The organism is Agrococcus sp. GCM10030265, assembly GCF_042666675.1.
Taxonomy (GTDB): Bacteria; Actinomycetota; Actinomycetes; order Actinomycetales; family Microbacteriaceae; genus Agrococcus.
This window is the reverse complement of record NZ_JBHTCZ010000002.1, coordinates 591,662-618,161: the sequence shown is the minus strand read 5'-3', so window position 1 is coordinate 618,161 and position 26,500 is coordinate 591,662. Positions and strand designations below refer to the sequence as shown.

Annotated in this window: 21 protein-coding genes; 14 read left to right on the top strand and 7 right to left on the bottom strand. The window is 73.4% G+C overall.

The annotated features are described in order from the left end of the window. Positions 1 to 23 precede the first annotated feature (23 nt). The 8 genes from ACFQPP_RS07125 to ACFQPP_RS07090 all read left to right on the top strand — a co-directional run bounded on the left by ACFQPP_RS07125 (position 24) and on the right by ACFQPP_RS07090 (position 10,988). A complete protein-coding gene (locus tag ACFQPP_RS07125) occupies positions 24 to 1,403 on the top strand; it encodes an MFS transporter (RefSeq protein WP_376915873.1) in 1,380 nt (459 codons plus the stop codon). Next, complete coding sequence (locus ACFQPP_RS07120) at positions 1,400 to 3,019, top strand: 5-oxoprolinase/urea amidolyase family protein (protein ID WP_376915872.1); 1,620 nt, start codon at positions 1,400 to 1,402, stop codon at positions 3,017 to 3,019. Before ACFQPP_RS07125 ends, ACFQPP_RS07120 begins: the two co-directional genes overlap by 4 nt. Then, complete coding sequence (locus ACFQPP_RS07115; protein ID WP_376915871.1) at positions 3,016 to 4,779, top strand: biotin carboxylase N-terminal domain-containing protein; 1,764 nt, start codon at positions 3,016 to 3,018, stop codon at positions 4,777 to 4,779. Before ACFQPP_RS07120 ends, ACFQPP_RS07115 begins: the two co-directional genes overlap by 4 nt. Before the next feature lie 141 nt (positions 4,780 to 4,920). Continuing rightward, on the top strand, positions 4,921 to 6,198 hold the full coding sequence (gene clpX, locus ACFQPP_RS07110) for an ATP-dependent Clp protease ATP-binding subunit ClpX (RefSeq protein WP_376915870.1): 1,278 nt from the start codon (positions 4,921 to 4,923) through the stop codon (positions 6,196 to 6,198). A gap of 80 nt (positions 6,199 to 6,278) precedes the next feature. Further along, positions 6,279 to 7,088 carry an ABC transporter ATP-binding protein gene (locus ACFQPP_RS07105; RefSeq protein WP_376915869.1) on the top strand — a complete coding sequence of 270 codons (810 nt, stop codon included), beginning with the start codon at positions 6,279 to 6,281 and terminating at the stop codon, positions 7,086 to 7,088. A gap of 54 nt (positions 7,089 to 7,142) precedes the next feature. After that, positions 7,143 to 8,132 carry an ABC transporter substrate-binding protein gene (locus ACFQPP_RS07100; RefSeq protein ID WP_376915868.1) on the top strand — a complete coding sequence of 330 codons (990 nt, stop codon included), beginning with the start codon at positions 7,143 to 7,145 and terminating at the stop codon, positions 8,130 to 8,132. Then, the gene (locus ACFQPP_RS07095; protein ID WP_376915867.1) at positions 8,129 to 10,201 is read left to right on the top strand and encodes an iron ABC transporter permease; all 2,073 of its coding nucleotides are present in this window, start codon (positions 8,129 to 8,131) and stop codon (positions 10,199 to 10,201) included. The genes ACFQPP_RS07100 and ACFQPP_RS07095 overlap by 4 nt, the downstream gene beginning before the upstream one ends. A gap of 52 nt (positions 10,202 to 10,253) precedes the next feature. Continuing rightward, on the top strand, positions 10,254 to 10,988 hold the full coding sequence (locus tag ACFQPP_RS07090; RefSeq protein WP_376915866.1) for a hypothetical protein: 735 nt from the start codon (positions 10,254 to 10,256) through the stop codon (positions 10,986 to 10,988). Between the two features lie 64 nt (positions 10,989 to 11,052). Here ACFQPP_RS07090 and ACFQPP_RS07085 read toward each other — a convergent pair whose 3' ends face one another. Further along, positions 11,053 to 13,083: a M3 family metallopeptidase gene (locus tag ACFQPP_RS07085; protein ID WP_376915865.1), complete on the bottom strand. Its 2,031-nt coding sequence runs from the start codon at positions 13,081 to 13,083 to the stop codon at positions 11,053 to 11,055. A 52-nt stretch (positions 13,084 to 13,135) separates the two neighbouring features. Between ACFQPP_RS07085 and ACFQPP_RS07080 the strand changes: the two genes are divergently transcribed. Next, positions 13,136 to 13,936, top strand: a complete 801-nt coding sequence (locus tag ACFQPP_RS07080) for a class I SAM-dependent methyltransferase (protein ID WP_376915864.1) — start codon at positions 13,136 to 13,138, stop codon at positions 13,934 to 13,936. A 140-nt stretch (positions 13,937 to 14,076) separates the two neighbouring features. Here ACFQPP_RS07080 and ACFQPP_RS07075 read toward each other — a convergent pair whose 3' ends face one another. The 4 genes from ACFQPP_RS07075 to ACFQPP_RS07060 all read right to left on the bottom strand — a co-directional run bounded on the left by ACFQPP_RS07075 (position 14,077) and on the right by ACFQPP_RS07060 (position 18,608). Further along, positions 14,077 to 14,304 (bottom strand): hypothetical protein, encoded by a 228-nt coding sequence (locus ACFQPP_RS07075; RefSeq protein ID WP_376915863.1) that lies wholly within the window; start codon positions 14,302 to 14,304, stop codon positions 14,077 to 14,079. After that, complete coding sequence (gene valS / locus ACFQPP_RS07070) at positions 14,301 to 16,868, bottom strand: valine--tRNA ligase (RefSeq protein WP_376915862.1); 2,568 nt, start codon at positions 16,866 to 16,868, stop codon at positions 14,301 to 14,303. The genes ACFQPP_RS07075 and valS overlap by 4 nt, the downstream gene beginning before the upstream one ends. A gap of 78 nt (positions 16,869 to 16,946) precedes the next feature. Continuing rightward, positions 16,947 to 17,150: a hypothetical protein gene (locus tag ACFQPP_RS07065; protein ID WP_376915861.1), complete on the bottom strand. Its 204-nt coding sequence runs from the start codon at positions 17,148 to 17,150 to the stop codon at positions 16,947 to 16,949. Positions 17,151 to 17,276: 126 nt separating this feature from the next. After that, complete coding sequence (locus ACFQPP_RS07060) at positions 17,277 to 18,608, bottom strand: MFS transporter (RefSeq protein ID WP_376915860.1); 1,332 nt, start codon at positions 18,606 to 18,608, stop codon at positions 17,277 to 17,279. 64 nt (positions 18,609 to 18,672) lie between these two features. Here ACFQPP_RS07060 and ACFQPP_RS07055 point away from each other — a divergent pair, with 64 nt between their 5' ends. Beyond that, positions 18,673 to 19,212, top strand: a complete 540-nt coding sequence (locus ACFQPP_RS07055; protein ID WP_376915859.1) for a helix-turn-helix domain-containing protein — start codon at positions 18,673 to 18,675, stop codon at positions 19,210 to 19,212. 12 nt (positions 19,213 to 19,224) lie between these two features. Here ACFQPP_RS07055 and ACFQPP_RS07050 read toward each other — a convergent pair whose 3' ends face one another. Further along, a complete protein-coding gene (locus ACFQPP_RS07050; RefSeq protein WP_376915858.1) occupies positions 19,225 to 20,064 on the bottom strand; it encodes an aminotransferase class IV in 840 nt (279 codons plus the stop codon). 32 nt (positions 20,065 to 20,096) lie between these two features. After that, entirely contained in the window at positions 20,097 to 20,489 is a 393-nt protein-coding gene (locus ACFQPP_RS07045) for a hypothetical protein (RefSeq protein ID WP_376915857.1), read from the bottom strand. A gap of 366 nt (positions 20,490 to 20,855) precedes the next feature. Between ACFQPP_RS07045 and ileS the strand changes: the two genes are divergently transcribed. From ileS to ndk, 4 genes are read left to right on the top strand one after another with little or no spacing between them, the layout of a single operon-like run. Further along, entirely contained in the window at positions 20,856 to 24,122 is a 3,267-nt protein-coding gene (ileS, locus tag ACFQPP_RS07040) for an isoleucine--tRNA ligase (RefSeq protein WP_376915856.1), read from the top strand. Next, the gene (locus ACFQPP_RS07035) at positions 24,119 to 25,693 is read left to right on the top strand and encodes a bifunctional folylpolyglutamate synthase/dihydrofolate synthase (protein WP_376915854.1); all 1,575 of its coding nucleotides are present in this window, start codon (positions 24,119 to 24,121) and stop codon (positions 25,691 to 25,693) included. Before ileS ends, ACFQPP_RS07035 begins: the two co-directional genes overlap by 4 nt. Then, complete coding sequence (locus tag ACFQPP_RS07030; protein ID WP_376915853.1) at positions 25,690 to 26,028, top strand: DUF4233 domain-containing protein; 339 nt, start codon at positions 25,690 to 25,692, stop codon at positions 26,026 to 26,028. The genes ACFQPP_RS07035 and ACFQPP_RS07030 overlap by 4 nt, the downstream gene beginning before the upstream one ends. Before the next feature lie 26 nt (positions 26,029 to 26,054). Beyond that, entirely contained in the window at positions 26,055 to 26,465 is a 411-nt protein-coding gene (ndk, locus tag ACFQPP_RS07025) for a nucleoside-diphosphate kinase (RefSeq protein WP_376915852.1), read from the top strand. Positions 26,466 to 26,500: the final 35 nt, after the last annotated feature.

The window sequence follows — 26,500 nt, the reverse complement described above, 5'->3', positions numbered from 1 at the left end:
CACCCGACTCCCAGGAGCACCTCGTGTCCACCGCATCCAGCACCCCGGGCGTCCGTCGACGCGCGCCCGGCGCCGTCAAGGCGTACGTGGCGAGCCTCACCGGCACGTCGCTCGAGTACTACGACTTCGCGCTGTACTCGGTCGCCTCGGCGGTCGTCTTCCCGATCGTCTTCTTCCCGTCCGACGACCCGTACGTCGGCCTGCTGCTGTCGTTCTCGACGTTCGCGGTCGGGTACCTCGCGCGCCCGCTCGGGGGCATCCTGTTCGGCAGGCTCGGCGATCGCGTCGGCCGCAAGTCCGTGCTCGTGTGGACGCTGCTGCTCATCGGCATCGCCACGGTGCTCATCGGCCTGCTGCCCGGGTACGCGACGCTCGGCATCGCCGCCTCGGTCGCGCTCGTGCTGCTGCGGCTCGCGCAGGGCATCGGCGTCGGCGGCGAGTGGGGCGGCGCCGTGCTGCTGTCGAGCGAGTTCGCCGACCCTCGCAGCCGCGGACTGTGGGCATCCGCAGCGCAGATCGGCGTGCCCGTCGGCAACCTGCTCGCGAACGGCGCCCTCGCAGTGCTCGCCGCGACGCTCAGCGAGCAGGCCTTCCTCGACTGGGGTTGGCGCGTGGGCTTCCTCGCGTCGGCGCTGCTCGTGGCGTTCGGCCTCGTCATCCGGCTCCGACTCGAGGAGACCCCCGTCTTCCAGGCGCTCGCGCAGCGTGCGGAGCGGCCGAAGGCGCCGCTGCTCGAGGTCTTCCGCACGCATCCGCGCGCCCTGGTCGCCGCGGCGCTCTCGCGCATCGGGCCGGACGTGCTCTACTCGCTCCTCACGGTGTTCCTCGCGACGTACGCGACGAGCGTGCTGGGGCTCGAGACGAGCCAGGTGCTCACGGCGGTGCTGATCGGCTCGTCGACGCAGATCGTCGTCATGCCGCTCGCAGGCTGGCTGACCGATCGCCTGAACCGGCGCGCGGTGTACGCGGCCGGCGCCGTGCTGACGGCGATCTGGGTGCCCGTGCTGTTCGCCATCATCCAAGGCGGCGACGTCGTGCTGCTCACCGTCGGCATCGTGGTCGGCATGATGCTGCACGCGCTCATGTACGGGCCGCAGGCCGCGTACATCACCGAGCAGTTCCCCGCCCGGCTGCGCTACGCGGGCTCGTCGCTCGCGTACACGCTCGCGGGGGTCGTGGGCGGTGCGCCCGCCCCGCTGCTCTTCACGATCCTGCACGCCGAGACCGGGTCGTGGATCGCCATCGCCGTCTACCTGGCCGTGGCGGCGACGCTGACGGTCGTGGGCCTCGCGCTCGGCCGCGACCCGGAGGACGCCGAGGATCTCGCGCTGCTCGAGGCGGGCATGGGCGTCGCGGATGCGGATGCCGGCTCCGGCACGGCGCGCACGCAGGAGCGCCCGTGACCGACGTCCACCGGCTCGGCACGCGCGCGGTCCTCGCGCGCGTGCCGTCCGCATCGGTCGACGCCGTGCGGACGCTCCTCGAGGCCGAGCCGCTGCCGGGACAGCTCGAGGTGGCGGCGGGTGGGGCGAGCGTGACGGTGCGCTTCGCGACCCTCGCCCATGCGGATGCGGGTCGCTCGTCGCTCGCACGGCTGCAGGCGCCCGCGGGGCAGCCCTCGAGCGGTGGGCTCGTGACGATCGACGTCGTGTACGACGGCGAGGACCTCGACGACGTCGCCGCCGCGACCGGGAGGTCGGTCGAGGCCGTCGTCCGTGCGCACGCCGGCGCCTCCTGGCACGTGGCGTTCGTCGGCTTCGCGCCGGGCTTCGCGTACCTGCGCGCCGATCGCGACGGCCCGGTCGTGCCGCGCCGATCGAGCCCTCGCGCGCGCGTGCCCGCGGGCGCCGTCGCGCTCGCGGGCTCGTACTCGGCCGTGTATCCGCGCTCGTCGCCGGGCGGGTGGCAGCTGGTCGGTCGCACCGACGCGCGGCTGTGGTCGCTCGAGCGCGACGAGCCGACGCTGCTGCCCGCCGGCACGCGCGTCGACTTCCGCGCCGTGCGCGCCCAGGCCCGCGCCGCCGAGGCGCAGGCCGCGCCGCTGCCGCGCGTCGACGCGGCCGAGCGCCCGCCGCATGCGCTCGTCGTGCGCTCGGCGGGCGCGCAGACGCTCGTCGAGGACCTCGGCCGCGCCGGCCTCGCGCATCTCGGCATCGCGAGGTCGGGGGCCGCCGATCGCGGTGCGCTGCGCCAGGCGAACCGCCTCGTCGGCAACGTCGTCGAGGCCGCTGCGATCGAGCACGTCGGCGGAGGCCTGCGCATCGAGGCCGCGGGGGAGCACGTGCTCGCCGTGACGGGTGCCGCCGCCCCGCTCGTCGTGCGCTCGCCCCGCGGCGACCGCTCGCCCGCGCCTGCTGCGCCGTTCGCGCTGCGCGACGGCGACGCGCTCGAGGTCGCCGCCGTGCGCGGGGGGCTGCGGGTCGTCGTCGGCGTCCGCGGCGGCGTCGACGTGCCCGCGGTGCTCGGCAGCCGATCGACCGACGTGCTCTCGGGCCTCGGCCCGCCGCCCGTGCGGGCCGGCGACGTGCTGCCGGTCGGTCGCGCGACGGCGCAGGCCGTCGGTGCGCCGGAGCCGCTGGCCGGGGCGGGGGCCGTGGCTGCCCGGGCTGCCGACGGCGAGGACGGGGAGGGCGACGTCGTGCTCGACGTCGTGCTCGGCCCCGACGACGCGTGGATCCCGGACGCCGCGGCGACCCTCGCCGCTGCGACCTGGATCGTGACGCCGCAGTCGAACCGGGTCGGCGTGCGGCTCGACGGCCCGCCGATCGCTCGTCGCGACGGCGAGCTCGAGAGCCAGGCCCTCGTGCCCGGCGCCATCCAGGTGCCGCCGTCGGGCCTGCCCGTCGTGTTCCTCGCAGATCATCCCGCGACGGGCGGCTACCCCGTGGTCGCCGTCGTCGCCGACGACCATCTCGACGCGCTCGCGCAGCTCGCGCCCGGCACCGCCGTGCGCCTGCGCCCCGCATCCGCCACCGCACCCGGCGCACCCGGGCCCACCGCATCCCAGGAGACCGCATGACCATCGAGAAGGTGCTGATCGCGAACCGCGGCGAGATCGCCGTGCGCATCGTGCGGGCGTGCGCCGACGCGGGCATCCGCTCGGTGGCCGTCTACGCCGACCAGGACGCCGACGCCCTGCACGTGCGCCTCGCCGACGAGGCCGTCGCCCTCGAGGGCACGCGAGCCGCCGAGACGTACCTCGACGCCGCAGCCCTCGTCGCGGCCGCCGAGCGCGTCGGCGCCGACGCCGTGCATCCCGGCTACGGCTTCCTCTCGGAGGATGCCGCCTTCGCGCGGGCCGTGCTCGCGGCAGGGCTGCGGTGGATCGGGCCGCGGCCCGAGACGATCGAGGAGCTGGGCGACAAGGTGCGCGCTCGCGCCGTCGCGCTGCGCGTCGGCGCGCCGCTCGCGCCGGGCACCGACGGGCCGGTCGCCTCGGTGCGGGAGGTGGAGGCGTTCGTCGCCGAGCACGGCCTCCCCGTCGTCGTGAAGGCCGCGCACGGCGGCGGGGGTCGAGGGATGCGCGTCGTGCGCGACGTCGACGAGATCGCCGATGCGTACGCGTCGGCCGTGCGCGAGGCGACGCAGGCGTTCGGCCGCGGCGAGTGCTTCGTGGAGCGCTTCCTCGACCGGCCGCGGCACGTGGAGGCGCAGCTGCTCGCCGACGAGCACGGCACCGTCGTCGTCGTCGGCACGCGCGACTGCTCGGTGCAGCGCAGGCATCAGAAGCTGCTCGAGGAGGCGCCCGCGCCCTTCCTCACCGCGGCGCAGCACGAGCGGATCGTGGCGGCGTCGGAGGCGATCGCGCGCGAGACCGGCTACGTCGGCGCGGGCACCGTCGAGTTCCTCGTCGCCGACGACGGCACCATCGCGTTCCTCGAGGTCAACGCGCGCCTGCAGGTCGAGCACCCCGTGACCGAGGAGACGACGGGCGTCGACCTCGTGCGCGAGCAGCTGCGGATCGCCGCGGGGGAGCGGCTGACGATCGACGCGACGCCGAGGCCGCGCGGCCACGCGATCGAGCTGCGCATCAACGCCGAGGATCCCGGACGCGGCTTCCTGCCCTCGTCGGGCGTCGTGACGACCTTCCGCGCGCCGACGGGACCGGGCGTGCGCGTCGACGCGGGCGTCGACGACGGCGCCGCGGTGCCTCCGCAGTTCGACTCGCTGCTCGCGAAGCTCGTCGTGTGGGGGCCCGACCGCGCCACGGCGCTCGACCGCACGCGTCGCGCCCTCGACGAGCTGCGCATCGAGGGCGTCGCGACCGTCGTGCCCGCGCATCGGGCCATCCTGCGGCACCCCGACCTCGCGGGCGACGGCGACGGCTTCCGCGTGCACACGCGCTGGGTCGAGACCGAGCTCGCCCCGGTCGACGTCGACGACGCGTTCGCCGACGCCGACCCGGGCACGGCGCTGCGTCGCGTCGCGATCGAGGTGGACGGCATGCGCCGCACGCTCGGGCTGCCCGTCGGCCTCCTCGCCGCCCTCGCGACCGAGGCGGCGCCGGGGAGCGCGGCGGGCGCGGGCGCCCAGCCCGACGCATCCGACGAGCCGGGCTCGGGAGCGGGCATCCGGTCGCCGCTCACGGGATCGCTCGTGACGTGGGCGGTCGCGCCCGGCGACGCCGTCGCGGTGGGCGATCGCGTCGCGACCGTCGAGGCCATGAAGATGGAGACGCCGGTGGTCGCCGAGGTCGCAGGGGTCGTCGCCGCGCTGCGCGCCCAGGCGGGGGCCGCCGTGGAGGCGGGGATGCTGCTCGCGGTCGTCGAGCCGGCGTGATGCCCGCGAGGTCGGCGTCGGACGCGCTCCCCGCGTCCGCTGCCCGCGGACGCCGGCATCCGACGCCACGCGTCATGCTGCACGGTGCTGTCAGCGCTCGGCGCTAGGCTCTGTGGCACCGACCTGGGAGGGAGCGGCACCATGGCACGACTCGGAGAGAGCGGCGATCTGCTGAAGTGCTCCTTCTGCGGCAAGAGCCAGAAGCAGGTGCAGCAGCTCATCGCAGGGCCCGCCGTCTACATCTGCGACGAGTGCGTCGAGCTCTGCAACGAGATCATCGAGGAGCGCCTCGCCGAGGCCGGCGAGTCGACGCCCGACGACGACATGCCGCTGCCCAAGCCGAAGGAGATCTTCGACTTCCTCGAGGAGTACGTCGTGGGTCAGCGGCCCGCGAAGCGCTCGCTGTCGGTCGCGGTCTACAACCACTACAAGCGCGTGCAGGCCATGCAGTCGCTCTCGAGCGCCGAGGTCGCGCGCGAGCAGGTCGAGCTGCAGAAGTCGAACATCCTCATGGTCGGCCCCACGGGCTGCGGCAAGTCCTACCTCGCCTCGACGCTCGCGCGCAGGCTCGACGTGCCGTTCGCGGTCGCCGACGCCACGGCGCTCACCGAGGCGGGCTACGTCGGGGAGGATGTCGAGAACATCCTCCTGAAGCTCATCCAGGCCGCCGACTACGACGTCAAGCGCGCCGAGACGGGCATCATCTTCATCGACGAGATCGACAAGGTGGCGCGCAAGGCCGAGAACCCGTCGATCACGCGCGACGTGTCGGGCGAGGGCGTGCAGCAGGCGCTGCTGAAGATCCTCGAGGGCACCGTCGCATCGGTGCCGCCGCAGGGCGGTCGCAAGCACCCGAACTCCGAGTTCATCCAGATCGACACGTCGAACGTGCTGTTCATCGTCGCCGGTGCGTTCGCGGGCCTCGAGGACATCATCGCCGGCCGCGCGGGCAAGCGCGGCATCGGCTTCGGCGCCGAGATCTCGTCGGCGAAGGCCGATCTCGACATCTTCAGCGAGGTCCTGCCCGAGGATCTGCACAAGTTCGGGCTCATCCCCGAGTTCATCGGTCGCCTGCCCGTGATCGCCACGGTGTCGCCGCTCGACCGCGCCGCCCTCGTCGAGATCCTCACCGAGCCGAGGAACGCCCTCGTCAAGCAGTACCAGCGCATGTTCGAGCTCGACGGGGTACGCCTCGACTTCGAGCCCGCCGCGCTCGACGCGATCGCCGACCTCGCCGTGCTGCGCAAGACGGGCGCGCGAGGCCTGCGCGCCATCCTCGAGGACATCCTCGCCCCCGTCATGTTCGAGGTGCCGTCGCACGAGGGCGTCGCACGCGTCATCGTGACGGAGGAGTCGGTGTCCGCGGGCGAGATGCCCGTCATGCTCACCGCCGACGAGATCGAGCAGCTCTCGGCGTGAGCCCCGACGGGGCACGTGCCGAGGGGCATGGGCTCCTTCGCGCGCGCATCCGGGCGTCTGCTTAGGGTAGCCTCACCTATGTGACGGATCCCCAGCGCCTCTCCGCATCCGACCTGCGCCTCGCCTACGGGCGTCGCGACGTCGTCCACGAGGCATCCATCACGCTCGAGCCCGGCCGCGTCACCGTGCTCGTGGGCCCGAATGGCAGCGGCAAGTCGACCCTGCTGCGCGGCCTCACGAGCCTGCACCGCCCGGCCGACGGCGCCATCGTCTACGGCGACGGCATCATGGCGGCCGAGCTCAGCGAGAGGCAGCTCGCGCAGCGGGTCGCGATGCTCGCGCAGTCGCGTCCGACGCCGTCGGGCGTCACGGTGCGCGAGATCGTCGAGTACGGCCGCTTCCCGCACCGCGGTCGCCTGCGCCGCCGCGACCCCGAGGGCCCGGCGATCGTCGACCGCGCGCTCGCCGCGACGGGCGTCCTCGAGCTGGCGGACCGGCCCGTCGCCGAGCTCTCGGGTGGGCAGCGCCAGCGCGTGTGGCTCGCGTCGTGCCTCGCCCAGCACACGGGCATCGTGCTGCTCGACGAGCCCACGACCTACCTCGACCTCCGCTTCCAGATCGAGATCCTCGACATCGTCCGCGACCTCGCCGACTCCGGCGTCGCCGTGGGCGTCGTGCTGCACGACCTCGACCAGGCCGCCGACGTCGCCGACGACGCCGTGCTGCTCGTCGACGGCCGCATCGTCGCGGCGGGAGCGCCGCACGAGGTGCTGACGGCCGAGCGGCTGTCGGAGGCGTACGGCGTCGCGATCGACGTCACGACCGACGACGACGGTCACCTGCACATCCGTCCCACGCGCCGCCAGCGGCGCATCCACGCCGCCGCCTGACGCGGCGCGATCACCGATGGGCCCGCGCGAGCGTGCCCGAAGAGAGGAACGACCATGCGTCGAACCCCGTTCCGTCCCATCCTGGCAGCCGCGGCCGCCGCGACCGTCGCGGCGCTCGCCCTCGCGGGCTGCGGCACCACCGAGGCGCCGGAGGACGAGTCCGCAGCGTCCGGCGAGGCGATCACCGTGACCGACTCGCGCGGCGAGGAGGTCTCGATCCCCGCAGGCGTCGAGAGCGTCGTCGCGCTCGAGTGGGTCGTCGTCGAGCACGTGCAGACCGTGGGCCTCGAGCTCGCCGGCGTTGCCGACGTCGCAGGCTACGAGGACTGGTCGGGGCTCGGCGCCCCGCTCGAGGGCGAGCCCGTCGACGTGGGCACGCGCGGCGAGCCCAGCATCGACGCGATCGCCGAGATCGCCCCCGACCTCATCATCGGCGTCGCGGGCGGCACCGAGGAGCAGTACGAGCAGCTCGAGGCCATCGCGCCCGTCGTCGTGCTCGAGGGCGCGAACGCCTCCGCGCCCGTCGACACCATGCTCTCCGACCTGCGCCTCGTCGGCGAGGCCACGGGCCGTGAGGACGCCGCCGAGAGCGCGATCGACGAGTTCGAGACGCACCTCGACGAGCTGACGACGACGGTCGAGGACGCCGGCCTCGAGGGCACGCCCATCGCGCACCTCGACGGCTACGAGAACGGCGGCCAGATCGAGATCCGCACCTACGAGAGCGGCTCGCTGCTCGCGGGCGCGTTCGAGCGCATCGGCTTCGCGAACGCCTTCACGGGTGAGGGCGATGCCGCGTACGGCCTCGGCACCACCGACGTCGAGGGCCTCTCGGCGCTGCCCGACGACGCGCACCTCGTGTACATGACGGTCGGCGACGACGACGTCTTCGCGAACCAGCTGCAGTCGAACGCGATCTACACGGGCCTCGCGGCCGTGCAGGAGGGCAACGTGTCGCGCCTCGACGACGGCATCTGGCTGTTCGGCGGCGTCGACTCCGTGTCGACGTACCTCGACGAGCTCGTCGAGGCCGTCCAGGCATGACCGTCGCGACCGCGAGCACGCCGACGCGCACGCCGAGCCGTCGGATCGGCGCGGGCGTCGCCGTGCTCGCGGTCGCCCTCGTCGCCCTGCTGCTGCCGCTGTCGGTCTGGCACCTGTCGCAGGGCACCACCTCCCTCGGGCTCGGAGACGTCGTCGGCTGGGCCCTCGGCGATGCGACGTACGACGCGATCCTGCAGGACGGCCGCGTGCCCCGGCTCGCGGCGGCGCTCGTCGTGGGCGTCGCCCTCGGCATCGCCGGCTACGCCATGCAGTCGCTCGTGCGCAATCCGCTCGCCTCGCCCGACACCCTCGCGGTCAACGGCGGCGCCGCGGCGGCGCTCGGCATCACGGCGGCGTTCGGCATCACGCTGCCGTTCCTCGGCGGTGCGGCGCTCGCCTTCGTCGGCGGCATCGCCGCGGCCGCGGTCGTCGTCGCGATCGGCCGCGGCAAGGGTCAGAGCACCCGCATGATCCTCGTCGGCACGGCGCTGGCCCTCGCGCTGCAGAGCGTCGTCGTCGTCACGATCCTGCTCGCCGACCAGGAGACGCGAGGACTCTACGCGTGGGGCGTGGGGCGCCTGTCGCAGAACGGCATCGGCACCGTCGTGCAGGCGCTGCCCATCGTCGTGGCGAGCATCGTCGCGCTGCTCGTGCTCGCCCGACGGCTCGACCTGCTCTCGCTCGGCGAGGAGACCGCCTCGCTGCTGGGCGTGGGCGTGCGCTCGCTGCGCCTCACGACGCTCGTCGCGTCGGTGCTGCTCGCGGCGAGCGCCGTGGCGATCGCCGGGCCCATCGGCTTCGTCGGCCTCGCGGCACCCGCCGCCGTTCGCCTCGCGGGCTCGCGCATCCCCGGGCTCCACCGGCACGTCGTCGCGCTGCCCATCGCGGGCCTCGCGGGGGCGAGCCTCGTGCTCGTGGCCGACGTGCTGCTGCGGGCGGTGCTGCAGGGCCGGGCCTCGCTCGACGTGCCGACGGGCGTCGTGACGAGCATCGTCGGCGCCGTGTTCCTCGTCGTGCTCGCGAGGACGCTGCCCGGAGCGAACCAGACCGAGCAGATGTCCGGTCTCGGCGAGCGATCCGTCTTCCGTCGCACGTGGATCCCGCTCGCGGCCGCCGGCGCCGTGCTGCTCGCGGTCGTGCTCGTCGGGCTGCTGCTCGGCGGGCGCCCCATGCTGCTCGGCGACCTCGTCAACTGGCTGCAGGGCCAGGCGGGAAGGCAGGTGTCGATCGCGCTCGACGCGGGCGCGCCCCGTGTCGTCGCAGGCGTCCTCGCAGGCGGTGCCCTCGCGCTCGGCGGCTCGCTCGTGCAGACCGTCGCGCGCAATCCGCTCGCCGACCCGTACCTGCTGGGCGTCGCGAACGGCGCCGGCTTCGGCGCCGTCACCGTCATCACGCTGTCGTCGGCCGCCTCCGGATGGCTCGTCGCGGGCGGAGCGCTCGCGGGCGGCATCGTCGCGGCGGGCATCGTGCTCGCCGTCGTCGGATGGCGCATGCTCGGCACCTTGCGGCTCGTGCTCACCGGCATCGGGGTGAGCGCGGCGTTCGGCGCGCTCACGAGCATGCTCATCACGACGACCGACCCGTGGAACGCGGCGAAGGCCATCGTGTGGCTCGGCGGCAGCACCTACGGCCGCGGCTTCGAGGACTCGCTGCCCGTGCTGGTCGCCATCGTGGTCTGCGGCGCCATCGCGTGGAGCATGCGCCACGACCTCGACCTCGTGCAGCTCGACCAGGACACGCCGCGACTGCTCGGCGTGCGCCTGTCGCACGTGCAGCTGCTGGCGCTCGTGCTCGCGGTGCTGCTCACCGGCACCGCCGTCGCCGCCGTCGGCGTCGTCGCGTTCGTCGGGCTCATCGCCCCGCATGCGGCGCGGGCGCTCGTCGGCTCGGCGCACCACCGGTTCGTGCCCCTCGCGATCCTGCTCGGCGCCGCGCTCGTCGGCACCGCCGACCTCCTGGGGCGCCGGCTCATCTACCCGGAGCAGCTGCCTGCGGGCGTCATGACGGCGCTCGTGGGCGTGCCGTACTTCATCCTGCTCGTGCTGCAGTCGCGGCGCCGACCGCGCTAGTCGGCCGGCGGCTCCCAGGGTCGGCCGCGCCGCTCGGCGCTATCGTGCCCGGGTGAAGCGTCCCGCACCCCGTCGTCTGCTCGCCGCCTCCCTCGCGCTCGTCGCGGCCAGCGTGCTCGCAGGCTGCATCGCGACGCCCGGGCCCGCGCCGGTGCCCTCGCCGACCGCATCCGCCTCGCCCACGGCGTCGCAGAGCCCCAGCGAGCCGACGCCCACGCCGACGCCGACGCCGGCCGCTCCGCAGGAGGATCCGGCGAACCCCGTGCCCCTGCCGGAGTCGACCCCGCCCGGCACGACGCTCGCGATCGGCGACTCGATGGTCGTGCGCAACGCGGTGGGCGTGCTCGAGGAGTCGGAGGGGTGGAGCATCCTGCGCTACACGGTCAGCGCGATCGAGCGGGGCGACGACGCGTACCTGCAGGGCATCGACGGCGCCGAGGCGTACCAGGCCGGCGGCACCGTCTGGTACGTCCGCGGACGCGTCGAGGTCGTCGCGCTCTTCGGCCGCGGGATCGACGGCATCGTGGGCGGCACGATCGCGGGCATCCAGTCGGACGGTCAGGGCGCGGCGGGCGTGCTCGACTTCGGCGGGGAGGCGCCGGGATGCTCGGGCGGCTTCATGGTGTCCGGCGCCCAGGTGGGCGCCGCCGTCGACACCTGCATCGTCGCCCTCGCCCTGCCCGGCACCCAGGTCACGGGTGCATCGTTCTACGGCGACGGCACGGTGCCGAACGGCGGCACGAGCACGGACCCGTACTGGATCGACCCCATCGTCTGGCTGCCCTGAGCCTCGCTCCCGCGCGGGCACGGTCGCGGCGCCGACCCGGCGAGGGCAGCGCCGCGACCACGGCTCACTCGAGCCCGCGACGCCGCAGCAGCGGTGCGAGCTCGGCGTCGCGGCCGCGGAAGTCGCGGTACGCCTCGAGCGGGTCCTTCGAGCCGCCCACGCCCAGCAGGCGCTCGCGGAAGCGCTGTCCCGACTCGCGGGTCGCGCCATGCTCCTCGAACCACTGCACCGTGTCGGCGTCGAGCACCTCCGACCAGATGTACGAGTAGTACGCGGCCGAGTAGCCGCCCGAGAAGACGTGCTGGAAGTAGCCGGACGAGTAGCGCGTCGGCACCGTGTCGAGCAGCAGCCCGACGCGCTCGAGCGCGGCGCGCTCGAAGGCGGCGACGTCGTCGACGGTCGCGCCCGGCTCGAGCGTGTGCCAGGCCTGGTCGAGCAGCGCGGCCGCCAGGTACTCGGTCGTCCCGTGCCCCTGGTCGAACGTCTCGCTCGCGCGGATGCGGTCGAGCACGTCGGCGGGGATGGGCTCGTCGGTGTCGACGTGGCGTGCGTACGACTCGACGATGCCGGGCCACAGCATCCACATCTCGTTGACCTGGCTGGGGAACTCGACGAAGTCGCGCGGCACGTTCGTGCCGGCGACGCTCGGGTAGCCCACGATGGCGAAGAGCCCGTGGAGCGCATGGCCGAACTCGTGGAACAGGGTGTTCGTCTCGTCGAACGTGAGCAGCGTGGGGGAGCCGGCCGGCGGCTTCGGCACGTTGAGGTTGTTCATGACGACCGTCGGCTCGTCGAGCAGGCGATTCTGCGAGATGAGCGGGTTCATCCACGCGCCGCCGCGCTTCGCGTCGCGCGTGTGCAGGTCGAGCAGGTAGAGGCCGACCTCGCTGCCGTCGGCGTCGTGCACCTCGAAGACCCGCACGTCGGGGTGGTAGCCGTGGAGGTCGTCGCGCTCGGTGAAGGTCACGCCGTAGATCTGCGTCGCGGCGGCGAAGACGCCGTCCTGCAGCACGCGCTCGGCCGAGAAGTACGGCTTCAGGGCCTGCGTGTCGACGTCGAAGCGCGCCGTGCGCAGCCGCTCGGTCCAGAAGGCCCAGTCCCACGAGGCGAGCGCGTGGTCCTCACCGGCCTCGTCGATGAGGGCCTGCAGGTCGGCGGCCTCGGCGACGGCGTTGCGCGCCGCGGCGGGCGCGAGCCGCGACAGCATCGCGTCGACGGCCTCCGGCGTCTTCGCCGTCGCGTCGGCCGTGACGACGTGCGCGTGGGTCGGGAAGCCGAGCAGCGCCGCGCGCTCCGCGCGCAGCGCGACGATCTCGAGGATGACCGCGCGGTTGTCGTGGGCGTTGCCGCGCGTGCCGCGCGCGAGCGATGCCTCCATGATGCGCCTGCGCAGGTCGCGGTTCGTGAGCTGCGCGAGCCACGGGTGGCCCGTGAAGAGGGGCAGCGTGATGAGGTGCGTTCCCTCGAGGCCGCGGTCGGCTGCCGCCTGCGCGGCGGATGCGATGTCGCTCGCGGAGAGGCCGTCGAGGTCGGCCGCGTCGTCGACGCGCACGGCGAGGTCGTTCGTGTCTGCCTGCAGCTGCTGGTCGAAGGTGGTCGTGAGGCTCGCGAGGCGCTGGTTCAGCTCCTTGAGGCGCGTGGTGCGCTCGGCGTCGAGCGCGGCGCCCGCGAGCGTCATCCGCAGATGCCACTGCTCGACGACCCAGCGCTGCTCGGGCGTCCACGACGCATCCGGGTGCTCGTGCAGGTGCGCGATGCGCGCGTACAGGGCGGGGTCGAGCTCGATGGCGTCGGCGTGCGCGGCCCAGCGCGGCGCGATCTCGGCCTCGAGCTCGTCGAGGAACGGCGTGGTGTCGGCCGACGACAGCGCGAAGAACACGTGCGCGACGCGTCCGAGGATGCCGCCGGACGCCTCGAGCGGCGCGATGGTGTCGTCGAACGTCGGCGCGCCCTCCTGCGCCGTGATGGCGGCGATCTCGTCGAGCTGCTGCGCGAAGCCCGCCTCGAACGCCGGCCGGTAGTGCTCGTCGCGCACGTCGGCGAACGGCGGCAGCTGGTAGGGCAGGGGAGACGGCTCGAAGAACGGGTTCTGCATGCCGCCAGCCTAGGTGCGTCGTGCGCCGCGGCGTCTGGCTAGGCTCGCCTCCGTGAGCACCGCCGCCGTCTACAGCCACGGACACCACGAGTCGGTCACGCGCGCGCATGCGGCGCGCACCGTGCAGAACTCGGCCGCCTACCTCGTGCCGTCCCTCGAGCCCGGGCAGCGCATCCTCGACGTCGGCTGCGGGCCGGGGTCGATCACGATCGACCTCGCCCGCCGGGTGGGTGACGGCGAGGTCGTGGGCATCGATGCGTCGGCCGACGTGATCGCGCAGGCCCGCGCGCTCGCCGAGTCGGCGGGGGTGCGCAACGTGCGCTTCGAGGTGGGGGATGCGTACGCGGTCGACGCGGCCGACGGCGCGTTCGACGTCGTGCACGCGCATCAGGTGCTGCAGCACCTCGGGGATCCCGTGGCCGCCCTCGCCGAGTGGCGGCGCGTGTCGCGCGGCATCGTCGCCGCGCGCGACGTCGTCTACTCGGCGACGGCCATCCACCCGTTCAGCGAGGGGCTGCGCGAGTGGCGCCGCATCATCGTCGCGCTGCAGGACGCCAACGGCGGGCAGGCGGATGCGGGCACGCACCTGAAGGCGTGGGCGCGTGCCGCTGGCTTCGCCGAGATCGCGACGGATGTCGAGACGTGGTGCTTCGAGTCGGATGACGCGCGCGCCTGGTGGGGGCACCAGTGGGCCGAGCGCGCGGTGGCGTCGAGCTTCGTGTCGGGCACCGACGAGCACGGGCTCGCGACCGCTGCGGACCGCGACGTCATCGCGGCGGCGTGGCGGGCGTGGGCGGCGGATCCCGACGGGTGGATGGCGATGATCCACGGCTGGATCGTCGCGCGCGGCTGACGCGACCGGCTGACGCGACCGGGGGCGGATCGCTGCGACCGCGCGTGCGTGCGCCCCGTGCGCCGACCGGTCGCCGCCGTCGCCCACGACGCACGAAGGCCCCCGCGGGACGCGGGGGCCTTCGTCGTGCCTGGGCGGCGTCAGTCGCGCTCGACGAGCACGCCGTCGCCCGCGAGGCGGATGCGCGTGCCGTCGTCGCACTCGACGACCGGGGAGCCCTCGAGGTACGTGAGCGTCCAGCCCCATCCCGCGGTGTCGGCGCCGAGGTCGACGAGGGCGCGCTCCTCGGCGGCGACGGCCTCGCGCACGACCGGCGGCAGCGACGCGGGAGCGTCGCCGCCCACGGGCCAGCGCGAGCCGATGTTCACGAGCGGGTCTCGGTCTCGGGTGCCAGCTCGATCGAGCGCACCTCGAGGGCGTCGCCCGCGACGAGCTCGAGGCGCTCGATGCGGCCCACGTCGGCGAGGTCGCGTGCGGCCTGCTCGAGGAGGCCGAGCTGCACCGAGGGCGCAGCGAGCACCGCATGCGTCACGGGGGTGCGCTGGCTCGCCTTCGCATCGGACTTCGCACGGCGGATGCCGATGAGCGCCTCCGAGACGGCGGGCAGCAGGCCCGTGGTGCCTGCGCTCGTCGGCAGGTCGTGCCGCGTCGGCCACGGCGCGACGTGGATGGAGCCCTCGTGCGTCCACGACCACACCTCCTCCGTCGCGAACGGCAGCACGGGCGCGAGGAGGCGCAGCAGCACGTCGATCGCGGCGCGCAGCGCGCCGATCGCCGATGCGCGACCGATCTCGTCGCCCTGGTAGGCGCGCTGCTTCACGACCTCGAGGTAGTCGTCGCAGAACGTCCAGAAGAACGTCTCGGTCAGCTCGAGCGCGCGAGCGTGGTCGTAGCGCTCGAGCGCGGCGGTCGCCTGGTCGACGACCTGGCCGAGCTCGGCCAGCATGTCGATGTCGATCGGGTTCGCGATCTCGCCGGGCTCGCCCTCCATCTGGTAGACGAAGCGCGCCGCGTTCAGCACCTTCATCGCCAGGCGGCGACCGATCTTGATCATCTTCGGGTTCTGCGGGTCGAGCGTCGCGTCGACGCCGAGGCGCGACGAGAGGGCCCAGTAGCGCACGCCGTCGGCGCCGTGCTCCTCGAGCATCCCGAGCGGGGTGACGACGTTGCCCTTCGACTTCGACATCTTCTTGCGATCCGGGTCGAGGATCCAGCCCGAGATCGCCGCGTGGCGCCACGGCGCCCTGTCGCCCTCGAAGAGCGCGCGCAGCGCCGTCGAGAAGAGCCAGGTGCGGATGATGTCCTGACCCTGCGGACGCAGGTCGAACGGCGCGACGAGATCCCAGAGCTCGTCGTCGACGCCGCCCCAGCCGCCCGCGAGCTGCGGCGTGAGCGACGACGTCGCCCAGGTGTCCATGATGTCGACCTCGCCGACGAAGCCGCCGGCCTGGCCGCGCTGCGAGGCGTCGAAGCCGTCCGGCACGTGGGTCGACGGGTCGACGGGCAGCTGCGACGGGTTCGGCAGCAGCACGTCGTCGAAGCGGGTCTCGCCGTCCTCGCCGACGCGGTACCAGACGGGGATGGGCACGCCGAAGAACCGCTGGCGCGAGATGAGCCAGTCGCCTGCGAGGCCCTGCACCCAGTTCTCGTAGCGCACGCGCATGTGGTCGGGGTGCCACTCGATGCCGCGTCCGAGCTCGAGCAGACGCTCGCGCAGCTCGGCGTCGCGGCCGCCGTTGCGGATGTACCACTGGCGCGTCGTGACGATCTCGAGCGGCTTGTCGCCCTTCTCGTAGAACTTCACGGGATGCGTGATGCGGCGCGGCTCGCCCACGGTGCGGCCGGCCTCCGCGAGGGCGGCGACGAGCGCCTCCTTCGCCGAGAACACCGTCTTGCCCGCGAGCTGCGCGTAGAGCTCGACGCCGGCCTCCGACACGATCGCGGCGGGCGCGTCGGGCAGGAAGCGGCCGTCGAAGCCGATGACGGCGCGGGCGGGCAGGTCGAGCTCGCGCCACCAGATGACGTCGGTCATGTCGCCGAACGTGCAGACCATCGCGACGCCCGTGCCCTTGTCGGGCTGCGCGAGGTGGTGGGCCACGAACGGCACCTCCACGTCGAAGATCGGGGTGCGCACCGTCGTGCCGAAGAGGTGCTGGTAGCGCTCGTCGTCGGGGTGCGCCACGACCGCGACGCACGCGGGCAGCAGCTCGGGCCGCGTCGTGTCGATGCGCAGGTCGCCATCGCCGCTCGTGAAGAGCAGCGTGTGGAACGTGCCCGGCTGCTCGCGATCCTCGAGCTCGGCCTGCGCGACCGCCGAGCGGAACGTGACGTCCCACAGCGTCGGCGCGTCGGACTGGTAGGCCTCGCCGCGCTCGAGGTTGCGCAGGAACGCGCGCTGGCTCGTGGCGCGCGCGTGGTCCGAGATCGTGCGGTACGTCTGCGACCAGTCGACCGAGAGGCCCAGCGTGCGCCACAGCTCCTCGAACTTGCGCTCGTCCTCCTCGGTGAGGCGCTCGCACAGCTCGATGAAGTTCTGCCGCGACACGGGCACCTGCTGCGCCTTCGCGGGCGCGTCGCCGTCGAACGGCGGCGTGAACGCGGCGTCGTACGAGAGCGAGGGGTCGACGCGCACGCCGTAGTAGTTCTGCACGCGACGCTCGGTGGGCAGGCCGTTGTCATCCCAGCCCATCGGGTAGAAGACCGTGCGACCGCGCATGCGCTGGAAGCGCGCGATGACGTCGGTGTGCGTGTACGAGAACACGTGCCCGACGTGCAGCGATCCGGAGGCGGTGGGCGGCGGCGTGTCGATCGAGTAGATCGTGTCGCGGCTCTGGCCCTCGCGGTCGAACCGGTACGTGCCCTCCTGCTCCCAGTGGGCGTCCCACTTCGTCTCGAGTCCCTCGAGGGCGGGCTTGTCCGGCATGGCGCTCATGGCGTCCCCTTCTCGCTCTGCACGGCATCGTGTCCGAGATGCCTGGTTGTGCCCCTCAGCCTATCGATCCGCGATGCGTCAGCGATCGTCGTCGCCGGGGGCGTCGGGGTGGATGCGCTCCCGCGACGGCTTGACGAGGAGGAGGAAGGCGACGAGGAGCGTGCCCACGGAGGCCATGAGCAGCACGTCGCGCACGAGCATGTGCTCCATCGTGATGCCGACGAGGCCGAGCACGGCGGCGACGACGACGAGGATCCAGGTGGCGCGGGGGATGCGGCGCATGGCTCGAGCGTAGCCGCGCTGGATCGGCGTGCCGCCCGGCGTGCGCGCGCGCCGGCGGTCGTGCGCACGCGCGGCGGCGGGACGGCGACGAGGGATCGTGCCGGCCGCCGCCGCGCGGGGCGAGCGTCAGGCGCGCACCGGCTCCCGCGCGGGCACGGCCTGCGCCGCATCCGCCTCCTCGTCGCCGACCTTGCGCATCGAGCGCGCGGCGAGGGCGCCGACGAGCGTCGCGACCGACAGCACGGCGAGCACGATGCCGGGGTGCCACCACGCGTCGGAGGTGGCGTCGCCCAGCGCGTCGGTCACGAGCGGGATGAAGCCGGACACGACGGCGGCGATCGCGTAGGCGATCGACAGCGCCGAGTACGCGTGGCGACCGCGGAAGAGCTCGCCCATCGTGCCGCCGAGCGCCGCCCACGACGCGGTGGGGAGGATGCCGCCGACGATCATCATCGTGACGAGGAAGCCGAAGGTCGCGCTCGAGAGCAGCCAGTACATGGGGAAGGCGATGAGCAGCGTGCCGATCGCGCCGATCGCGACGACGGTCGGCGAGCCGATGCGGGTGGCGAGGGCGCCGAACGCCGGCACGGTGACGAACTGCAGCAGGCCGCCGATCGTCGCGGCGAGCAGCAGCTGCATCGGGTCGAAGCCGAGGGCCTCGGCGCCGTAGTCCATCGTGTACGTGTTCATGAGCGAGTACGAGCCGATGCCGAGCAGCGCCGTGAGGATGGCGACGCCGAACGCCGCCGGCTGGCTCGTGATGGCGGCGAGCGCGGGCACGCGCTCGCGCTCGCCGCGCTGCTGGAGGGCCGTGAAGACGGGCGTCTCGTCGACGGATGCGCGCAGGTAGAGCGACACGGCGATGAGGGGGATGGCGATGAGGAACGGGATGCGCCAGCCCCAGGCCGAGACCGCCTCGGGGCCGAGCCCGAAGAAGAGGGCGAGCATGAAGCCGCCGGCGGCGACGGAGCCGATGGGGGAGCCCAGCTGCGGCAGCGACGCGAAGAACGGGCGTCGACGCGCGTCGGCGTGCTCGGTCGCGAGCAGGATGGCGCCGCCCCACTCGCCACCGAGCGAGAGCCCCTGCACGACGCGCAGCAGCACGAGGACGACGGCGCTCATGCCAGCCCACTCGGCGCCGGTCGGCAGCAGGCCGACGAGGCCGGTCGCGACGCCCATGAGCGTGACGGTGAGGATGAGCGTGCGGCGGCGCCCGAGCCGGTCGCCGAGATGGCCGAAGAGCACGGCGCCGATCGGGCGCACGACGAACGCGATGCCGATCGTCGCGAAGGCGGCGAGCTGCGCGCCCGCGTCGCCGAGCGCCGAGAAGAAGAACGGGCCTGCGAAGAACGCGGCGAAGTACGAGTAGACGTAGAAGTCGTACGACTCGAGGGCCGTGCCGATCGTCGCCGCGGCGGCGACGCGTCGGGGGCTCGAGGTGCGCGTGATGGTGCTCACGGATGCTCCAAGCAATGATGGATCGGGTCCAGGAACGCCTGAGGCCCTCGCATACTGTAGTCCCATGGCAGGCGTTCGCGGCAGACCACGCTCGACCTCGGTCTCCGACCTCGAGGAGGCGGCGGTCGAGCTCTTCCTCGAGCAGGGCTACGAGGCGACGTCGATCGACGACGTCGCACGTCGCGCCGGCATCTCGCGCAGCGCGTTCTTCGGCTACGTCGGCGCGAAGTCCGACCTGCTGTGGCACGACGTCGACCAGGTGCTCGCGCGCATCCGGCTCGTCGACGGCATGGACCGCGCCGCCGTGGCCGACGCGATCGCCGACGCCCTCGCGCCATGGGGCGACCGGGTGCCGTGGATGCTGCGCGAGACCGCGATCATGGGCACCGACGTCGTGCTGCGGCAGTCGGTGCTCGAGCGCCTCGAGCCCCTCGTCGCTCGCGTCGAGCGGGCGCTGCGCGGCGCCGAGGGGCGCGCGGCGCTGCACGTCGCCGCCGCGCTCGTCACGGCCGCGGCGACCGCGGTGGTCGAGTGGAGCCAGGACGGCAGGTCGCGCGGAGGCGCCGACGACGCCGTGCGCCGCGCTGCGGCCGCGCTCGGCTGACGACGCCGCGCGCTACACGTCGAGCGCGCGGAACAGCGCGTCGTGCAGCGGCGAGGCGGGGAAGGCCTCGCCGTCGATCGACACGATCGCCGAGGCCAGTCGGCCGGAGGAGATGAGCCAGCCGCCCCGTGCTCGCGCGAGGTCGTCGCGCGTGAGCGGCGCGTGCCGCACCGTGAGCCCGTGCGCGGGAGCGTCGCGCTCGAGCTGCTCGAGCGTGATCGACGCGAGGATGCCGTCCTGCTCGGGCGTCAGCAGCTCGCCGTCGACGTCGAGGACGAGCGTCGACGTCGGCCCCTCGAGGAGGCGACCGGAGGGCGCGACGAACAGCACGTCGTCGGCGCCGTGCTCGTGCGCGTGCCGCTTCGCGGCCATGTTGATCGAGTAGGACAGGCTCTTCGCGCCGGGCAGCAGCCACGGCATCGTCGCGATCGCCTCGCCGTCGAAGCCGCGATCGAGCAGCAGCACCCGCACGCCCGACGACCGCTCGGCGACCACCGATGCCGAGAGCGCCTGCAGCAGCACGTACGCCGTCGGCTCGCCGCCGCCCTCGCGTCCGCGCGTCAGCACGAGGCGAGCGACGGCCTCGGGCGCCGCCTCCCAGTCCCACGCGGCGACGAGGGCGTCGATCGCGCGGCGATAGCCCTCGCGGTCCGGCTCGGGCAGCGCGAGGATGGCAGCCGACCGCGCGAGGCGGTCGAGATGCGCCTCGGTGTCGCGCAGCACGCCGCGCCGCACGAGCGTCGCGTCGAAGACGCCGTCGCCGCGGACGACGCCGAGGTCGTCAGCTCGGATGATGGGCGTCGCGACGTCGACGATCGAGCCGTCGAGCATCGCGAGCAGGGGAGCGCTCATGCGCCCAGGGTACGAGCCTCGGCGCCCGAGGGTCACTGCGCCGCGCAGTACTCCTGCAAGGCGGCGACGGCGGGCTCGACCTCGATCGCGGCGTTCGTGAGCGCGTCGATGGCGCCCTGCGTGTCGCCCTGCGAGATCGCCGTCTGGGCCTCGTCGATCGCGCCGGTCGCGACCGTCGAGATCGCGTCGACGTGCGCTGCGAGCTCGGGGTCGGTGACCTGGTCGCCGAGCGTCGTGACGCGGTCGACGATGCCGGGCACCGCTGCGAGCGCGCCGAGCGGGTCGGTCGTGAAGCGGGTCGCGAGCGCGGAGACGTCGGTCGTGAGCTGCTGCGCCTCCGCGAGCACCGCCTCGCACTGCGAGGCCGTCGACGCCTCGGCGGACGGCGTCGACGGAGGTCGACGGCGCCTGGTCGCCCTGGCCACCTCCGCATGCGGTCAGCATCGCGATCGCCGCGAGGGCGAGGGGCAGTGCAGCGGTACGGATGCGCATGACCGCCACGATAGGCGCGCTTCCCATGACCCGCCTGTGTCCGACCAGGCGTCCGCACCTCTCGCGCCGCGTCCGCGCGCCGTGCGGGTAGCATGGAGGCACAGACGTCGATCCGGCCATCACCGGGGAGTCCTCGGCAGAACCACCCCGGCCCGCGAGGTCCTGGGTGCAGTAGATCCGAGCGGGTCCGGCCCGTCACAGCCGAAGAGCGAGCGGCAGCGCCAGGACGGGCTGCAAGCCGGGTGGTACCGCGCGAGAGCGTCCCGGCTCCGAGACGGCAGCAGCTACGAGGAGCACAGGTGGACGCGCAGCGCTACCCCAGGCATGGCGGCACGGTCGTGCCGAACCCGTCCTTCCCGGCGGTCGAGGAGGGCATCCTCGCGTTCTGGAAGGGCGACGACACCTTCCAGGCGTCGATCGACGCCCGCGAGGGCTGCGAGGAGTGGGTCTTCTACGACGGCCCGCCGTTCGCGAACGGCCTGCCGCACTACGGGCACCTGCTCACGGGCTACGCGAAGGATGTCTTCCCGCGCTACCAGACCATGCGCGGCAAGCAGGTGCACCGCCGCTTCGGGTGGGACACGCACGGCCTGCCCGCCGAGCTCGAGGCCATGAAGCAGCTCGGCATCACCGAGAAGGCCGAGATCGAGGCGATGGGCGTCGACGTCTTCAACGCGAAGGCGCGGGAGTCGGTGCTCGAGTACACGCGCGAGTGGGAGGACTACGTCACCCGCCAGGCGCGCTGGGTCGACTTCGAGCACGACTACAAGACGCTCGACCTCGACTACATGGAGTCGGTGATCTGGGCGTTCTCCGAGCTGCACGCGAAGGGCCTCGCGTACGAGGGCTACCGCGTGCTGCCGTACTGCTGGCGCGACGAGACGCCGCTGTCGGCGCACGAGCTGCGCATGGACGACGACGTCTACCAGGAGCGCCAGGACCCGTCGGTCACGGTGACGTTCCCGCTCGTCGGCGAGCGGGCGGAGGCCGCGGGCCTCGCCGGCGTGCGGATGCTCGCGTGGACGACGACGCCGTGGACGCTGCCGACGAACATGGCGCTCGCGGTCGGTCCCGCGATCGCGTACGCCGTGGTCGTGGCGGGCCCCTCGGGCGCCGCCGACGGCGGTGTCGCGGGGCAGACGCGCTACCTGCTCGCCGCCGACACGGTGGGCGCGCACGCCAAGGTGCTCGGCTACGACGACGCAGCGCCGGAGGTGCTCGAGACCCTCACGGGTGCCGAGCTCGGCGGCATGGCGTACGAGCGACTCTTCGACGACTTCGCCGACGACGAGCAGTGGGGCACCGGCACCGCATGGCACGTGCTCGTCGACGACTACGTCGCGACGGGCGAGGGCACGGGCGTCGTGCACCAGGCGCCCGCGTACGGCGAGGACGACCAGCGCGCCACGGCTGCCGCGGGCATCCCCACGATCCTGTCCGTCGACGACGGCGGTCGCTTCCTGCAGCTCTTCGCGGGCGGCGAGCTGTCGGACATCGCGGGCGTCCAGGTGTTCGAGGCGAACCGCACCATCATCCGCGCCCTGCAGGCGAAGGGCCGGCTGCTGCGCGAGGCGTCGTACCTGCACCCGTACCCGCACTGCTGGCGCTGCCGCAATCCGCTCATCTACAAGGCCGTGTCGTCGTGGTTCGTGCGCGTCACCGACCTCAAGGACGACCTGCTCGCCGCCAACGAGCGCATCAACTGGGTGCCCGAGAACGTGAAGCACGGCCAGTTCGGCAGGTGGCTCGAGGGTGCCCGCGACTGGTCGATCAGCCGCAACCGCTACTGGGGCAGCCCCATCCCCGTGTGGAAGAGCGACGACCCGAACCACCCGCGCATCGACGTGTACGGCTCGCTCGACGAGCTCGAGCGCGACTTCGGCGTGCGTCCGACCGACCTGCACCGGCCGTACATCGACGACCTCACCCGCCCGAACCCCGACGACCCCACGGGCCGCTCGACGATGCGGCGCATCCCGGACGTCCTCGACGTGTGGTTCGACTCGGGCTCGATGCCGTTCGCGCAGGTGCACTACCCCTTCGAGCAGCAGGAGTGGTTCGAGACCCACAGCCCGGCCGACTACATCGTCGAGTACATCGGGCAGACGCGCGGCTGGTTCTACGTGCAGCACGTGCTGTCGGTGGCGCTCTTCGGCCGCGAGGCGTTCCGCAACGTCATCAGCCACGGCATCATCCTCGGCGACGACGGGTTCAAGGCGTCGAAGTCGCGCCGCAACTACCCCGACGTCAACGAGTCGTTCGACGCGTACGGATCGGACGCGGTGCGCTGGAACCTGCTGCAGGGCTCGATCCTGCGCGGCGGCAACTTCATCGTGTCCGAGGAGGGCATCCGCGAGGCGCTGCGGCAGTTCCACCTGCCGCTGTGGTCGACGTGGTACTTCCTCACGACCTACGCGAACCGCGCAGCCGACGGGCAGCCGTACGTCGCGACGCCGCGCGCGGACTCGACCGACGTGCTCGACCGCTACGTGCTCGCGAAGCTGCGCGACACGGTCGAGGCCGTGACGGTCGCGATGGACGCGCTCGACGCGACGGGCGCGACGCTCGCGCTGCGCGACTTCACCGACACCCTCACCAACTGGTACGTGCGCCGGTCGCGCGACCGCTTCTGGCAGGGCGTCACCGACGACCCGCGCAGCCGCGAGGCGTTCGACACGCTCGCGCTCGTGCTCGAGGTCCTCACGACGATCGCGGCGCCGCTCGCGCCGCTCGTCGCCGAGGAGGTCTGGCGGGGCCTCACGGGCGGACGCTCCGTGCACCTCGTCGACTGGCCGGACGCCTCGTCGCTGCCCGCCGACCCCGAGCTCGTGGCGCAGATGGACGAGATCCGCGGCGTCGTGACCGCGCTGCACGCCATGCGCAAGCAGCGCAGGCTGCGCGTGCGCCTGCCGCTCGCCGAGGCGACCATCACGAGCAGGGTCGACCTGTCGGCGTTCGCCGACCTCGTGCAGGACGAGGTCAACCTCAAGCGCGTGCGCGTGGTGCACGTCGCCGAGGGCGACGCGCTGCCGGGCCTCGGGACGACCGCGCAGATCGTGTCGAAGGTCGCGGCGCCACGCCTCAAGGGCGACTTCAAGCCCACGTTCGAGGCCATCCGACGTGGCGAGTGGACGCAGGACGGCGACCGGCTCGTCGTCGGCGACGTCGTGCTCGAGCCCGGCGAGTTCCAGCTGCTCGACGAGCCGACGCAGTCGGCGTACGACGACGGCGAGAGCGCGCTGCTCGGCGCCACCCACCTCGACCTCGACGCGCGCATCACGCCCGCGCTCGCGGCCGAGGGCCTCGCACGCGACGCAGTGCGCGCCATCCAGGACGCCCGCAAGCAGGCGGGGCTCGACGTCTCGGACCGCATCGTGCTCGTGCTCGGCTCCGACGGCCACGGCGTCGCGGCGCTCGAGGAGCACCGTGCCCTCGTCGCGAGCGAGACGCTCGCGACCGACCTCACCATCGAGCGCGTCGACGACACGGCGGGCGAGGCGGCGGACGCCGCCGACGTCCGAGTCGGCGACGGCTCGCCGCTCACGATCCGACTGGAGCGCGCATGACCGACGACCGCGAGCCGCGACACCCCGAGCCCGCCCGTCGCAACGCCGACGGCGACGAGATGAACGCCTGGGACGAGGCGTACGAGGAGGAGCTCGGCGACGACGTCGACGCGCTCGACCTCGACGCGCTCGAGGCCGGAGGCGGCGGCGCCACGCTGCCCTTCCCGACGGGAGGCGACGACGACGCGGACGACGACGACGTCGACGACCGCATCCTCGACTCGCTCGAGGATCGCGAGGCCGCCGACGCCGCGTACGCGCAGCTGCTCGAGCGCGCGGGGGAGACGGCGATCGAGCCGCGTCTCGCCGCGACGGCTCGCGCCGTCGAGCTGCTCGGCGACCCGCAGCGCTCGTACGGCGTCATCCACGTCACGGGCACGAACGGCAAGGGCTCCACGGCGCGCGTCGCCGAGTCGCTCCTGCGTGCCCACGGGCTGCGCACGGGCCTGCTCACGAGCCCGCACCTCGACCGCGTGACCGAGCGCATCCTCGTCGACGGCGAGCCTGTCGCCGATGCGGTGTTCGCGCGCGCGTGGGACGAGATCGCGCCCTTCCTCGACCTCGTCGACGCCGAGCTCGAACGCGACGGCCAACGCCGCCTCACGTTCTTCGAGGCCATCACGGTGCTCGCCTACGTCGTCTTCGCCGACGCGCCGGTCGAGGTCGCGGTCGTCGAGGTGGGCATGGGCGGCACCTGGGACTCGACGAACGTCGCCGATGGCGACGTCGCGGTGCTCACGCCCATCGCGCTCGACCACACGGCCCGGCTCGGCACGACCGTCGAGGCGATCGCCACCGAGAAGGCGGGCATCGTCAAGCCCGGCGCGATCGTCGTCACGGCCGAGCAGGCGCCCGAGGCCCTCGCGGTGATCGAGGCGCGCGCGGCCGAGGTCGGCGCGGCCCGCGTGCTCGTCGAGGGCCGCGACTTCACCCGTGAGAGCACGCTCGCCGTCGGCGGCCAGCTGCTGACGGTGCGCGGTCTCGCCGCGGCGTACGAGGATCAGCCGCTGCCGTTGCTGGGCCGTCACCAGGGGCAGAACGCGGCGCTCGCGCTCGTCGCCGTCGAGGCGTTCCTCGGCGGCGGCACGCGACCCATCGAGCAGGACGTGCTGTCGGCGGCCCTCTCGGCCGTCACCTCGCCCGGGCGCCTCGAGGTCGTCGGCACCGATCCGACGGTCGTCGTCGATGCGGCGCACAACCCCCACGGCGCGCAGTCGCTCGCGACGGCGCTGCAGGAGGTGTTCTCGTTCGAGCACGTCCAGCTCGTCGTCGGCATGGTCGAGGGCAAGGATGCCGAGGGCGTGCTGCGCATCCTCGAGCCGCACGTCGAGGAGGTCGTCGTGACGCAGTCCGACTCCGAGCGCGCGATCGACGCCGACGCGCTCGCCGCCGTCGCGGTCGCGGTCTTCGGCCCTGAGCGCGTCAGCGTCGAGCCCGTGCTCGAGCGGGCCGTCGAGACGGCGCGCGAGCAGGCCGACGATCGCGGCGGCGCCGTCGTCGTCACCGGCTCGGTGACGCTGCTCGGCGCCGTGCAGGCGAAGGCGCGCGCCGAGCGTTGGATGCGACGATGAGCACCGCGCCGCGCCGCGAGCGGGGACTGCTCGAGAAGCTGCTCACGATCGTCCACGGCCTCGAGGTCGCCGCGCTCGCCTTCGGCGCCCTCGCCGTGTGGGGCGTCACGCGCGACTGGCCGGCGCCCGCGGCGTTCGGCGTCGTCGCGCTCGTGCTCATCCTCGTCAACCGCCTGCTGCGGTTCTCGTGGGGCTGGGTCGCGAGCCTCGCCGCGCAGGTGCTCTTCGCGTGCCTCGCCTTCGTCGAGCCGGTCATGGTCGGCGTCGCGCTCGCCTTCATCGCGATGTGGATATTCTGCTTCGTGCGCGCCCGCCAGATCACCGGCGGCCAGTGAGCGCAGCCACCGTGGGAAGGGACCCGATGCAGCACACCCTCGTCCTCGTGAAGCCCGACGGCGTCGCCCGTGGGCTGACCGGCCAGATCCTCGCGAGGATCGAGGCCAAGGGCTACGTCATCGAGGACCTCCGCCTCGTGCACCCCGAGCGCGCGCTGCTCGAGCAGCACTACGCCGAGCACGAGGGCAAGCCCTTCTTCGAGCCGCTCGTCGAGTTCATGCTCTCGGGCCCGTCGGTCGCCCTGCGGCTCTCGGGCGACCGCGTCATCGAGGGCTTCCGCTCGCTGGCGGGCACGACGGATCCGACGACGGCGGCGCCGGGCACCATCCGCGGCGACCTCGGCCGCGACTGGGGCCTCGCGGTGCAGCAGAACCTCGTGCACGGCTCCGACTCCGAGGAGTCGGCGGCGCGCGAGCTTGCGCTCTGGTTCGCCTGAGCCTTCCCAGCACGTACGACGGACGCCCCGGGCTC

Coding starts and splice junctions, on each gene's coding strand:
- ACFQPP_RS07115 (WP_376915871.1), top strand. CDS start 3,016: ATGACCATCGAGAAGGTGCTGATCGCGAACCGCGGCGAGATCGCCGTG.
- clpX (WP_376915870.1), top strand. CDS start 4,921: ATGGCACGACTCGGAGAGAGCGGCGATCTGCTGAAGTGCTCCTTCTGC.
- ACFQPP_RS07100 (WP_376915868.1), top strand. CDS start 7,143: ATGCGTCGAACCCCGTTCCGTCCCATCCTGGCAGCCGCGGCCGCCGCG.
- ACFQPP_RS07095 (WP_376915867.1), top strand. CDS start 8,129: ATGACCGTCGCGACCGCGAGCACGCCGACGCGCACGCCGAGCCGTCGG.
- ACFQPP_RS07085 (WP_376915865.1), bottom strand. CDS start 13,083: ATGCAGAACCCGTTCTTCGAGCCGTCTCCCCTGCCCTACCAGCTGCCG.
- valS (WP_376915862.1), bottom strand. CDS start 16,868: ATGAGCGCCATGCCGGACAAGCCCGCCCTCGAGGGACTCGAGACGAAG.
- ACFQPP_RS07065 (WP_376915861.1), bottom strand. CDS start 17,150: ATGCGCCGCATCCCCCGCGCCACCTGGATCCTCGTCGTCGTCGCCGCC.
- ACFQPP_RS07055 (WP_376915859.1), top strand. CDS start 18,673: ATGGCAGGCGTTCGCGGCAGACCACGCTCGACCTCGGTCTCCGACCTC.
- ACFQPP_RS07050 (WP_376915858.1), bottom strand. CDS start 20,064: ATGAGCGCTCCCCTGCTCGCGATGCTCGACGGCTCGATCGTCGACGTC.
- ACFQPP_RS07035 (WP_376915854.1), top strand. CDS start 24,119: ATGACCGACGACCGCGAGCCGCGACACCCCGAGCCCGCCCGTCGCAAC.
- ACFQPP_RS07030 (WP_376915853.1), top strand. CDS start 25,690: ATGAGCACCGCGCCGCGCCGCGAGCGGGGACTGCTCGAGAAGCTGCTC.
- ndk (WP_376915852.1), top strand. CDS start 26,055: ATGCAGCACACCCTCGTCCTCGTGAAGCCCGACGGCGTCGCCCGTGGG.